We start from the raw sequence: 11,826 nt of genomic DNA on the forward strand, positions 1-11,826 counted from the left end.
TGGTTCGCCGAGGGTCAGCCGCGCTTGTAAAAATGTGACCCTGGCGGGTCGCTTCAGCATCAGACGGGCTCACACGGTCCGGCGACCGGCTTCGGTGCGAACCCGGCGAACTCGGTCGGAGTGGCGCCGGCGAACTCGCGAAAGTCGCGGATCAGGTGCGCCTGGTCGTAGTAGCCGCACCGGGCCGCGACTGCCGCCCAGCCACCGTCAGCCCAGCCACCGTCAGCCCAGCCACCGTCAGCCCAGCCACCGTCAGCCCAGCCACCGTCAGCCCAGCCACCGTCAGCCAACCCGCCGCCGCCATGCGCTCCGCCACCGCCGTTCGATCCGCCGCCACCGTCACCTGAGCCGCCTCCGGCACCCGAGCCGACGCCGCCGTCGGCGTACGCCCGCTGGAAGCGCAGCACCCGGGCCGCCGTCTTCGGCGCCAGGCCGATCTCGCGCTGGAACACGGTGGCGAGGTGCCGGCGGCTCCACCCGACCTCGGCGGCGAGCTGACCGATGCTCACCCGGCCGTGGGTGTCGGCCAGCCGTTGCCAGGCCCGGTCGAGGCGCGGGTCGGGGTCGGCGGTGGCGGCCAGCCGCGCCCCGATCGCCCGGTCGAGCAGCGCGAACCGGGCGGGCCAGTCTGGCGCCTCGGCGAGCCGGTCCCGCAGCCGACCCAGCCAGCCGCCCGGAAGCTGGTCGACATTGACCGACCGGTTGCCCAGCTCGCCGCCGGGCAGGCCGAGCAGCCGCCCGGCCACCAGCGGGGACAGCATCAGCTCGACCCCCTGCCCGAGACCGGCCGGCAGATGGGTGGTGACGTACCGGTCGTAGACCCCGGCGGCGAACGACGCCGTCCGCCGGACTCCCCGATCCGCGTCGAGCGGGTCGGTGACGTCCATGGGTGCGCCCCAGCCGAGGACGACCACGACGAAGGCGCCCGCCACCTCCCGGCGGATCAACGGCTCCCGGGCCCGCTCCCAGTACCCGATGTACCTGTCGACGTACTGACGCAGTACCGGCTGCGGGGTGCCGAACACCAGGCCGCTGTCGGCGGTCAGCACGGTGGCCGGCCCGTCGGCGGGGCTCTCGGCTGACGCCGTGGCCGTGGCCTCGGTCGCCGGCTCAGGTGATGCCGGCGGCATCCATGCCCCGCAGTTCCTTCTTCAGCTCGGAGACCTCGTCGCGGATCCGCGCGGCCAGCTCGAACTGCAGCTCCCGGGCGGCGGCCAGCATCTGGTCGTTGAGCTCCTGGATGAGCTGCGCCAGGTCGGCCCGGGCCATCCCCTGCCGGGACGGGCCGGCCGCCGCGGACCGGGACCGGCTGCGGGTCTCCGGGACCGGCGCCTTGCCCCGCGACATCTGCCGCGCCGCGCCGCCGACGGTGGCGCCCTCGGTGTCCTCGGCCTCCCGGTAGATGTCGTCGAGGATGTCGTGGATCTTCTTGCGCAGCGGCTCGGGGCTGATGCCGTGCGCCTCGTTGTGCGCGACCTGCTTGGCCCGGCGCCGGTTGGTCTCGTCGATCGCGTCCCGCATCGACGGGGTCATCTTGTCCGCGTACATGTGGACCTGGCCCGAGACGTTGCGGGCCGCCCGGCCGATGGTCTGGATCAGCGACCGGCCGCTGCGCAGGAAGCCCTCCTTGTCGGCGTCGAGGATGGCGACCAGCGACACCTCGGGCAGGTCCAGCCCTTCCCGGAGCAGGTTGATGCCGACCAGCACGTCGTAGTCGCCCTTGCGCAGCTCGCGCAGCAGCTCGACCCGGCGCAGCGTGTCGACCTCGGAGTGCAGGTAGCGCACCCGGATGCCGTGCTCCAGCAGGTAGTCCGACAGGTCCTCGGCCATCTTCTTGGTGAGCGTGGTGACCAGCACCCGCTCGTCCCGTTCGGTGCGCAGCTTGATCTCGTGCATCAGGTCGTCGATCTGGCCCTTGGTGGGCTTGACCACCACCTCGGGGTCGACCAGGCCGGTCGGGCGGATCACCTGCTCGACGAACTCGCCGCCGGCCTCCTGCAGCTCCCAGGTGCCGGGCGTGGCCGACAGGAAGACCATCTGGCCGACCCGTTCCAGGAACTCGTCGAACCGCAGCGGCCGGTTGTCGGCGGCGCTGGGCAGCCGGAACCCGTGGTCGATGAGCATCCGCTTGCGGGAGGCGTCGCCCTCGAACATGCCGCCGATCTGCGGGATGGTCACGTGCGACTCGTCGACCACGGTGAGGAAGTCGTCCGGGAAGTAGTCGAGCAGGCAGTGCGGCGGGCTGCCGGGGAGCCGGCCGTCGATGTGCATCGAGTAGTTCTCGATGCCGGAGCAGAAGCCGACCTGCCGCATCATCTCGATGTCGTAGGTGGTGCGCATCCGCAGCCGCTGCGCCTCCAGGAGCTTGCCCTGCCGCTCCAGCTCGGCCAGCCGCTCGCCCAACTCGGCCTCGATGTCGGTTATCGCCCGCTCCATCCGCTGCGGCCCGGCGGCGTAGTGGGTGGCCGGGAAGATCAGCAGGTTGTCCACCTCCCGCACCACGTCCCCGGTCAACGGGTGCAGGTAGTAGAGCTTCTCCACCTCGTCGCCGAAGAACTCGATCCGCAGCGCCAGTTCCTCGTACGCGGGAATGATCTCCAGCGTGTCGCCGCGGACCCGGAAGGTACCCCGGTTGAACGCCATGTCGTTGCGGGTGTACTGGACGTCGACCAGGCGGCGCAGCAGGCCGTCCCGCTCGACCTCCTGGCCGACCCGGATCCGGACCGCCCGGTCCAGGTATTCCTCCGGGGTGCCCAGGCCGTAGATCGCCGAGACGGTGGCCACCACGATCACGTCGCGGCGGGTCAGCAGGGACATCGTGGCCTTGTGCCGCAGCCGCTCGACCTCCTCGTTGATCGAGGAGTCCTTCTCGATGTAGGTGTCGGTCTGCGGGATGTACGCCTCGGGTTGGTAGTAGTCGTAGTAGGAGACGAAGTATTCGACGGCGTTGTTCGGCAGCAGCTCGCCGAACTCCTTGGCGAGCTGGGCGCAGAGGGTCTTGTTCGGCGCGATCACCAGGGTCGGCCGTTGCAGCCGCTCGACCAGCCACGCGGTGGTGGCGCTCTTGCCGGTGCCGGTGGCGCCGAGCAGCACGGAGTGACGATCCCCCCGACGGACCCGGCGCTCAAGATCATCGATAGCTGCCGGCTGATCACCGGAGGGCTTGAACTCGCTGATCACCTCGAAGGTGCCGTCGAGCCGGGGTATGTCGAGCGCCATGGGAACAACCGTACGCCCGACCCCCGACAAGGCCGGGAGCACACGGTGGGTACACGATCGGCTTCGATATTCGCATTGTGTGTGAAAGATCACCACGATACCGTTCTAGGGTAGGCCGCTCGCGGCGGCCGACCGGGTCCGCGACCCACCGCCACACCGGCAGGTCGCGTCCGGCGCAGTGGTTGCAGCCCCGGCACGACGTGTCGGCGTGCGCACCCGACGCGGTCGCGCGACAGCGCAGACCGGCCGCCGCGAGCGCCCCTTGCCGCCCGGCCGCGCGCCGCTGGAGACCGCTCCGCCCCTGCTCACGTCACCTCTCGCCGGTTGTCGCAGTTCAACCACGAGTGAGGACTCCCACGCCCGTCGCGCGCACCTCCGAGCCCGGCCGCCGCCGAATGCTGACGCTTACCGTGCTGGGTTGCCTCGCCGTCGGCTCCGGGGCCGGGCTGGCCGGCGGGCTGATCTCCTGTCAACCGACACCGACCCTGGAGACGGCCCGGCCCCTGTCGCCCGCCGAAGCCCGCCGGCTGGCCGCCATGCGGGTGACCAACTACCAGGACGGCCGGGTCGGCCTGCGGGCGACGCTCGGGCTGGCCGGGGACGAGATCGAGGTGACCGGGGCGGTGGACTGGGGACGGGAGTTGATCTACCTCACCGTCACCGGCCCCGGCGCGGGCGAGCACCGGGGGCTGTTGCAGGCCGGCCCCGGCCTGGTGGCCACCCGCCCGGCGCCGGCCACCGGCCGTACCCCGGCCCGGCCCAGTGGACCGGCCACCACCGGACGGCCCACCGACGATCGGGACCCCGCCGCCGGCACCACAGCCGGCGCCCGGCCACCGGCCGGTGACCCACCTGCCGCCACCCGACCCGGCCCGACGGAACCACCCAGCACCGAGCCCGGCAGCGCTGAGCCCGGCAGCGCCCAGCCCGGCAGCACTGGACCTGCCAGCACCGAGCCCGGCAGCACGCAGCCCGGCGGCACCGAGCCCGGCGCTTCGGACCCGCCAGCCGGCCAACCGGCAACCGGAGACCCGGCGACCGGAGACCCGGCAGCCGAGGAACCAGCGACCGACAACCCCGCGACTGGAGACCCCACGCCAGGAGAGCCCGCGACCGGAGAGCCCGCGACTGGCAAGCCGGAGACGGCGGGACCGGGGCAAACCGGTCCGGCCGGCGGGGTCTTCGGACCGCCGGCGGGCGCCCCCGGGCCGGTCGTCGCCGAACCGGCCGGCCCGCCCCGGGAGGCCGCCACCGCCGCCGCGGAGCAGCCACCGGTCGCACCGCCCCAGGACGGCTGGCGGGTCCGCCGGATGGGCGGCACCGGGACCGAGGTCAACCCGCTGGACTCGTTCCTCGCGCTGATCTTCGCCGCCGCCGCCGACCGCCCCGACCGCCCGGAGGCGCTGGAGCGCAGCGAGGCGCGTTGGCTCGGCCGTGACCGGGCCGGCGGCGCCACGGTCGACGTCCTGCTCGGCCCCGCCGTGTCCCAGGCCAGCTGGGACAGCGGCCCGGCCAGCCCGACGCCCACCGCGCTCACCGAGATGGGCGGCGCGGTCCGGTACTGGCTGGACTCCGACGCCCGGCTGCACCGGATCGAGGCGCTGCTGGGCGAGAACGTACCGGTCCAGGTGGACCTCGACCGGACGACCCGCCCGGAGGTGACCGCGGTCGCCGCCCTCGGCGGGCTGCCGGTACTCCCCCGCGCGGTGACCGCCGACGAGGCCGAACTGCTCGCCCGGCTCCGCCCCACCAACCTGGACCAGGGCGGCGCGACCGTGGCGCTCACCGTCCCGACGGTGCCGGCGGAACGGTTGCTGCCCGGCGACGGACCGACCGTCAACCTGCGCGGCGCCGGTTGGGTCAACTGGTACGGCGGAAACGCCTACCTCGCCGTACACGATCTGGACGAGCCGACGGAGCGGCTGCTGCTGCGGGCGGACCCGGCCGGGGTCGCGGCCCGAACCGTACGCCGGGAGGACGACGCACCGGCCCACGGCGCCGATCCCCCGCGCGACGGCCGGCCCGGTGCGGCCGACCTGCCGCCGCTGCCCGCACCCATCGACCGGGCCTGGAGCTACCGCCAGTGGCCCGAGCGGACCGACCGGCTCGGCGGCCTCGACCTCGATCTGCTCGTCAGCGAGGTGCTGTCGCTCGGCGACCAGCGGGCCGGCGACCTGGCCGCGCTACGCCGGTCGGCGGTGTGGCTGCGGCGCGACGTGGTCGCCGGGCAGAAGGTGACCGTGTTCGAGCTGCCGAAGCCGGTCGAGGCGGACACCCCGCGCGGTCAGGCCCGGATGCGGTACTGGGTGGACCGGTCCGGGCTGCTGCGCCGGCTGGAGCTGCGTACCCGCACCGGGGCCTTCGCCCAGCTCGACCTGCATCCCGGCCAGGTTCCCGAGCTGCCCTGGGTGCCGACCAACTGACCGGTGACGCCGGTGCGCCGCAGGTGTGAACGGGTCCCGCGCGGGGAACTGCAGCCGGATGAATCGGCCGGGTACGGTCTCGTCGCGCCTGGCAGAGGTGTGGGAGAGCTTCTGGGTACTGCCCGCGGTGTGCGCGATCGGCGCCGTCGTGGTGGCGATCGGTCTGTCGGTGCTGGAGTTGCGGTTCGAGTTCCCGGTGCGGGGTCTCCTGCCGAGCGGAGCCGCGGGCGCCCGGTCGCTGCTGTCGTCGATCATCACCGCGATGATCTCCTTCACCGCGCTGGTCTTCTCGATCACCGTCGTCGCCCTGCAGCTTGTCTCCAGCCAGTACTCCCCCCGGGTCCTGCGCACCTTCCTGCAGGACCGGGTCATCCAACTCGCCCTGGGCACCTTCGTGGCCACCTTCCTGTTCGCCATGGTGGTGCTCGCCGCCCTACCCGGGGCGGACACCGAGCGGCTGCCGGAGCTGGCGCTGGCAACGTCGATGGCGCTCGTCCTGGCCAGCAGTGGCGTCTTCATCTACTACCTGCACCACATCACCACCGTCATGCGGGTCTCGCAGATCATCGCCGCGATCGGCGCCCAGACCCGCCACTGCATCGACCAGCACCTGCCGGCGGAGGCCGACGATCGGAGCTTCGCGGTGCCGGGTGAGGTGGTCCAGGTCATCCGCGCTGACCGGCCGGGAATGATCACCCGGGTCGACCTGAACCACCTCGCCGCGCTCGCCCGCCAGCACGACTGCGCGATCTCGGTGGTGCCCACGCCGGGCGACTTCGTGCCGGAGGGGGTGCCGCTGCTGCGGGTCCACCAGGTCGGCGACGCCCCGCCCCGGCGGGTGGATCCGGCCCGCGCGGCGCGTGGCGTCGAGATCGCGGCGGAACGCACTCCCGGTCAGGACATCGGGTTCGGGTTCCGGCAACTCGCCGACATCGCGGGACGGGCACTCTCCCCCGGGGTCAACGACCTCACCACTGCGGTCCGCGCCGTGCAGGAGGCACACGACCTGCTGCGCCGGGTCGGTGCGCGGCCACTGCAGCCCCACGTCGTCCGGGACGACGCCGCGACCGTTCGGGTACGCGTGGAGCAGCAGTCCTACGACAGCCTGCTGGCGATGGTGGTCGACGAGGTGCGTTCCGCCGCCGACGGCCAGCCGAGGATCGTGGATCTGCTCGGGGGTGTCGTCGCCGATCTGGAGACCGTGGTTCGGCCGTCGCACCGGCTTTCGGTGCGACAGCGGTCGGCGCGGTGACCGACCCACCGCGACCCCACCGCCCGTCAGGGGCGCCAGCCGGTCGCCTCGGCCCACTCCTCGGCCAGCCGGTGCTCCTCGTCGAACCAGGGCTCCTTCGCCGCCGCGTACGCCTCGATCGGCAGTCCCTGCGCCGCGAGCCCGCGCTTGACCGCCAGGTACTCCGCCACCCGGGCCGGGTCGGCCCGCAGGTGGTCGCGCATCAGCAGGGCGTACCGCCAGCCGGGTGATCCGGCGACCCGGACGTGCAGGTTCACCGGGCGGCCCGGATCGGCGTTGCCGTGCAGCAGCTTCGGCCAGCGATCCGGCGGCTGCCCCGGCCCGTGCGGGGTGTCCCACCACTGGCCGGGCAGGGGAGGAAACCCGGCCCCGGACAGCCGGTCCACGAGCTCGGCGGCCTCGGGTCCGGCCAGCGGGTCGGCGGCGTCGGTGTCGACGCCGAGCTGGATGTCGATGATGTCCTTGGCGGCCAGGCCGGGCACCGCGGTCGAGCCGATGTGGTCGATCCGCGGTTCGGCCGGGCGGAGCGCGTGCCGGATCCGGGCGGCGAGCCGGGCGTACTGGGCCGGCCAGGTCGGGTCCGGTTCGACGAGCGACACCGGCTGCGGCCGGGCGGCATGCCGCCGCTGCCGGACGTTGTGCTCGTAGGGCACTAGCCGGTCGGTCCAGAGCGCGTCCACGGCGGCGTGCAGGTCGGTGAGCGGACCGTTGTTGTCGAGCAGCACGTCGGCCGCGGCCTGCCGCCGTTCGTCGTCGACCTGCGCGTCGATCCGCTGCTGCGCCTGCTCGGCGGTCATCGCCCGGTGCCGCACCAACCGGTCGACCCGCACCCCCGCCGCCGCGGAGACCACCACCACCAGGTGGTACGCGGGCGCGAGCCCCACCTCCACCAGCAGGGGTACGTCGTTGACCAGCACCGCGTCGGGCGGGGCGGCGGCGGCGAGTTCGGCGCTGCGGGCGCGTACCCGGGGGTGGATGATCTCCTCCAGCCGGGACCGGGCGGTGGCGTCGGCGAAGACGATCCCGCCCAGCGCGGCCCGGTCCAGCTCGCCGTCGGCGGCCAGCACCCGCTCCCCGAAGGCCGCGACGACCGCCCGGTGCCCGTCGGTGCCGGCGGCGACCACCTCCCGGGCGAGCCGGTCCGAGTCGATGACCACCGCCCCGTGCCCGGCCAGTCTCGCCGCCACCGCGCTCTTCCCCGACCCGATCCCCCCGGTCAACCCCACACTCAGCACCGGCCGTCCCACCCTTTCCGGATCTTGGCAGGAGGTGGCCACCCGGGGCCGTTTCGTGCCAAGATCTCGCACCGCGTGCGGAGGCCCCGGTCCCGCGAGCGGATCGCGGGGCCGGGGCCTGAAGGTAACGCTAACTACCGCTTGTCACTTGCCGCCGGCGAGCTTCTCGCGCAGTGCCGCGAGCGCCTCGTCGGTGGCCAGGGTGCCGGCCGGCTCCTCGGCCTGCCGGGCCGGGGCCGGGCTGGACGACGACGTCGCGCCGCCACCGCCACCGCCGCTGGACGCGGCCGCGCTCGGCGGGGTGGGGTTCGCGGCGGCCTCGGCGTCGGCGGCCCGGGAGGTCTGCACCTGCTTGGTGTGGGCCTCCCAACGGGTCCGCGCCTCGGCGTACTGCGTCTCCCAGGTCTCCCGCTGCTTGTCGAAGCCTTCCAGCCACTCCCCGGTCTCCGGGTCGAAGCCCTCCGGGTAGATGTAGTTGCCCTCGTTGTCGTACGTCGCGGCCATGCCGTAGAGGGTGGGGTCGAAGTGCTCCTCGCCCTCAACGAAGCCCTCGTTGGCCTGCTTGAGCGAGAGCGAGATCCGGCGCCGCTCCAGGTCGATGTCGATGACCTTGACCATGACGTCCGAACCCACCTGGACGACCTGCTCCGGGATCTCCACGTGCCGCTCGGCCAGCTCGGAGATGTGCACCAGGCCCTCGATGCCGTCGTCGACGCGGACGAACGCACCGAACGGCACCAGCTTGGTGACCTTGCCCGGCACGATCTGCTGGATCGCGTGGGTCCGGGCGAACTGCCGCCACGGGTCCTCCTGGGTCGCCTTGAGCGACAGCGAGACCCGCTCCCGGTCCAGGTCGACGTCGAGGACCTCGACCTCCACCTCCTGGCCGACCTCGACCACCTCGGACGGGTGGTCGATGTGCTTCCAGGACAGCTCGGAGACGTGCACCAGGCCGTCCACGCCGCCCAGGTCCACGAACGCGCCGAAGTTGACGATCGAGGAGACGACGCCCTTGCGGACCTGCCCCTTCTGCAGCTTGTTCAGGAACTCGGTGCGCACCTCGGACTGGGTCTGCTCCAACCACGCCCGGCGGGACAGAACCACGTTGTTGCGGTTCTTGTCCAGCTCGATGATCTTCGCTTCCAGCTCGCGGCCCACGTACGGCTGCAGGTCACGCACGCGACGCATCTCGACAAGCGAGGCGGGCAGGAAGCCCCGCAACCCGATGTCGAGGATGAGGCCACCCTTGACCACCTCGATGACGGAGCCGCGCACGACGCCGTCCTCGTCCTTGATCTTCTCGATGGTGCCCCAGGCGCGCTCGTACTGCGCCCGCTTCTTCGAGAGGATCAGGCGGCCCTCCTTGTCCTCCTTCTGGAGAACCAGGGCCTCGATGTGATCACCGACCGACACCACCTCGGCGGGGTCAACGTCGTGCTTGATCGACAACTCGCGAGAGGGGATGACCCCCTCGGTCTTGTAGCCGATGTCGAGCAGGACCTCGTCCCGATCGACCTTGACGACGGTGCCTTCGACAATGTCGCCGTCGTTGAAGTACTTGATGGTCTCGTCGATCGCGGCGAGGAAAGCCTCCTCGGAACCGAGATCGTCGTGGGTGACCCGGGTGGCGCTCGAGGGGGCCTCGATGCTGCTCGTCATGTGGGCGGTTGCTCCGGTCGGATGGTGTGTCACTGCAGGTTTGTGTCGCGGTGACCTGTTTGCGCCAGCGGATCCGTCGCCGGGCACACCGAACAATCGCCACTCGATCATGGGGTGTGTCCGTCGACCGCGGACCTGCTCCCTGCCGAGGCACACGATCCGCGTGCGCATCGAACAGCTTACCGTGCGCATTACCACAGCGTGCAAGCCCTACCGGCACCTGATGAGATCAGTTGTCCACGACCCGGGACGATCCGGGTCGGGCACCGGTGGCCGGACGGTCCCGACCTGCCCCTACGGTAGCGCCGTGAGCAACCTGGAACAGGCCCCCGAGCCCGGCGCGGCGGTGGCCTATCACGGCACGACCCACCACGGCGCGGCCGACGACATCCCGGCCGCCGACACTGCGGCCGACGACAGTGCCGCCGGGGACGGCGCGGCCGGCGGGGACGGGGTGGAGCGGCGACCGGTCGGCGACGGGGAGGCCCGCCGGGCCAACCGCCGGTGGTGGGACGCGGACGCCGACGCGTACCAGGCCGAACACGGCGCGTTCCTCGGCGACGTGGACTGGGTCTGGTGCCCGGAACGGCTGCGCGAGGCCGACGCCCGACTCCTCGGCGAGCTGCGCGGACGCCGGATACTGGAGCTGGGCTGCGGGGCGGCCGCGGGCGCCCGGTGGCTGGCCACCGAGGGTGCCCGGCCGGTCGCCCTGGACCTGTCCGCCGGCATGTTGCGGCACGCCGCTCGCGCGGCCACCCGATCCGGGGTACGCGTACCGCTGGTGCAGGCCGACGCGCTGGCACTGCCCTTCGCGACCGGCGCGTTCGACCTGGTCGCCACGGCGTTCGGGGCGGTGCCGTTCGTGGCCGACTCGGCGGCGGTGATGCGGGAGGTGTTCCGGGTGCTGCGCCCGGGCGGCTCGTGGGTCTTCTCGATCACCCATCCGATGCGCTGGATCTTCCTCGACGATCCGGGCGAGCGCGGCCTGACCGCGGTGCACTCGTACTTCGACCGGCGCCCGTACGTGGAACAGGACGCCGACGGGGTGCCGACGTACGTCGAGCAGCACCGGACGGTCGGCGACCGGGTCCGGGAGATCGTCGGGGCGGGTTTCGTGCTGCGGGACGTGGTGGAACCGGAGTGGCCGGCGGGGCACGAGCAGCTCTGGGGGCAGTGGAGCCCGCTGCGCGGCCGGCTCTTCCCGGGCACCGCGATCTTCGTCTGCGACCGGCCGGCCGGCGCGTTACCGACGGCCGGTCGCGGGTAGCCGGAGGGCATGAGCGAGCGGAAACGGCCGACACCCGAGCACGAGAGCGGCCCCCGGGCGGCCCGAGCCGACCGGACGACCCGAGCCGACCGAGGGACACGAGCCGACCGAGGGACACGAGCCGACCGAGGATCGGAGGCCGACCGGGCGGTGCGGACCAACCAGGCGACTCACGCCGGTCGGGACGAGCCGCGCAAGGGCGACCGGGTCAGCTGGCGCAGCCACGGCGGCACGGCACACGGCACCGTGCAGGAGAAGATCACCGAGCGGACCGAGGCGGCCGGGCGGACGGTGGCCGCCTCCCCGCAGGAGCCGCAGTACCGGGTCCGCACCGACGAGGGCCGCGACGCCGTGCACAAGCCCCAGGCGCTGCGCCCCGAGCGGAGGTGACCGCGATGGCCAGGACGGCGAGTCCGGAAACCGAGGCCGCGGAGCACTACCGGCAGTTCACCGACGCGGTGAACATGCGCCCCGGCGAACTGGAGAAGTGGCTCACGACCGAGGAGTCCAAGGCCGCCGGGCAGCACTCCGCCGGCGGCGGCGAGTCCGTCGGGCACGCCTCCGGCCGGCGGATCGTGGCTCTGCTGCGCCGTAAGCGCGCCGACCTGTCCGATTCCGACTACGCCCACATGCGCAAGGTGGTCGGCTACGTCCACCGCCACCTGGCCCAGCGCCCGGCCGGCGACGTGACCGACACCCGCTGGCGGCACTCCCTGATGAACTGGGGCCACGACCCGCTCAAGCGCTGACCTGCGGCGCGGCCGCGGAGCG

9 protein-coding genes are annotated in these 11,826 nt (G+C 72.9%); 5 read left to right on the plus strand and 4 right to left on the minus strand.

What is annotated here, in order from left to right:
- Window positions 1–59: 59 nt before the first annotated feature.
- Both O7627_RS22030 and uvrB read right to left on the minus strand, forming a co-directional pair.
- Complete coding sequence (locus O7627_RS22030) at window positions 60–1,130, minus strand: AraC family transcriptional regulator (RefSeq protein ID WP_278095393.1); 1,071 nt, start codon at window positions 1,128–1,130, stop codon at window positions 60–62.
- Window positions 1,111–3,219, minus strand: coding sequence for an excinuclease ABC subunit UvrB (uvrB, locus tag O7627_RS22035; protein ID WP_278095394.1), 2,109 nt, complete (start codon window positions 3,217–3,219; stop codon window positions 1,111–1,113). The genes O7627_RS22030 and uvrB overlap by 20 nt, the downstream gene beginning before the upstream one ends.
- A gap of 395 nt (window positions 3,220–3,614) precedes the next feature.
- Between uvrB and O7627_RS22040 the strand changes: the two genes are divergently transcribed.
- Window positions 3,615–5,642, plus strand: coding sequence for a hypothetical protein (locus O7627_RS22040; protein WP_278095395.1), 2,028 nt, complete (start codon window positions 3,615–3,617; stop codon window positions 5,640–5,642).
- Between the two features lie 58 nt (window positions 5,643–5,700).
- Complete coding sequence (locus O7627_RS22045) at window positions 5,701–6,894, plus strand: DUF2254 domain-containing protein (protein WP_278095396.1); 1,194 nt, start codon at window positions 5,701–5,703, stop codon at window positions 6,892–6,894.
- A gap of 26 nt (window positions 6,895–6,920) precedes the next feature.
- On the opposite strand, the gene coaE is transcribed toward O7627_RS22045, so the two are convergent.
- Both coaE and rpsA read right to left on the minus strand, forming a co-directional pair.
- Window positions 6,921–8,129 (minus strand): dephospho-CoA kinase, encoded by a 1,209-nt coding sequence (gene coaE / locus O7627_RS22050; RefSeq protein ID WP_278095397.1) that lies wholly within the window; start codon window positions 8,127–8,129, stop codon window positions 6,921–6,923.
- Window positions 8,130–8,273: 144 nt separating this feature from the next.
- Window positions 8,274–9,788 (minus strand): 30S ribosomal protein S1, encoded by a 1,515-nt coding sequence (gene rpsA / locus O7627_RS22055; protein WP_278095398.1) that lies wholly within the window; start codon window positions 9,786–9,788, stop codon window positions 8,274–8,276.
- 454 nt (window positions 9,789–10,242) lie between these two features.
- Between rpsA and O7627_RS22060 the strand changes: the two genes are divergently transcribed.
- The 3 genes from O7627_RS22060 (at window position 10,243) to O7627_RS22070 (ending at window position 11,804) form a co-directional block, all read left to right on the plus strand.
- On the plus strand, window positions 10,243–11,055 hold the full coding sequence (locus tag O7627_RS22060) for a class I SAM-dependent methyltransferase (protein ID WP_278098375.1): 813 nt from the start codon (window positions 10,243–10,245) through the stop codon (window positions 11,053–11,055).
- Window positions 11,056–11,205: 150 nt separating this feature from the next.
- Window positions 11,206–11,445, plus strand: a complete 240-nt coding sequence (locus O7627_RS22065; RefSeq protein ID WP_278095399.1) for a DUF2945 domain-containing protein — start codon at window positions 11,206–11,208, stop codon at window positions 11,443–11,445.
- Window positions 11,446–11,450: 5 nt separating this feature from the next.
- Window positions 11,451–11,804 (plus strand): DUF3140 domain-containing protein, encoded by a 354-nt coding sequence (locus tag O7627_RS22070; protein ID WP_278095400.1) that lies wholly within the window; start codon window positions 11,451–11,453, stop codon window positions 11,802–11,804.
- Window positions 11,805–11,826: the final 22 nt, after the last annotated feature.

The sequence above is a fragment of the Solwaraspora sp. WMMD1047 genome (assembly GCF_029626155.1).
Taxonomy (GTDB): domain Bacteria; phylum Actinomycetota; class Actinomycetes; order Mycobacteriales; family Micromonosporaceae; genus WMMD1047.

What these genes read in the sequence shown, in the direction of transcription:
- O7627_RS22030 (WP_278095393.1), bottom strand. Translation starts at nt 1,130, where the DNA reads ATGCCGCCGGCATCACCTGAGCCGGCGACCGAGGCCACGGCCACGGCG.
- uvrB (WP_278095394.1), bottom strand. Translation starts at nt 3,219, where the DNA reads ATGGCGCTCGACATACCCCGGCTCGACGGCACCTTCGAGGTGATCAGC.
- O7627_RS22040 (WP_278095395.1), top strand. Translation starts at nt 3,615, where the DNA reads ATGCTGACGCTTACCGTGCTGGGTTGCCTCGCCGTCGGCTCCGGGGCC.
- O7627_RS22045 (WP_278095396.1), top strand. Translation starts at nt 5,701, where the DNA reads ATGAATCGGCCGGGTACGGTCTCGTCGCGCCTGGCAGAGGTGTGGGAG.
- rpsA (WP_278095398.1), bottom strand. Translation starts at nt 9,788, where the DNA reads ATGACGAGCAGCATCGAGGCCCCCTCGAGCGCCACCCGGGTCACCCAC.
- O7627_RS22070 (WP_278095400.1), top strand. Translation starts at nt 11,451, where the DNA reads ATGGCCAGGACGGCGAGTCCGGAAACCGAGGCCGCGGAGCACTACCGG.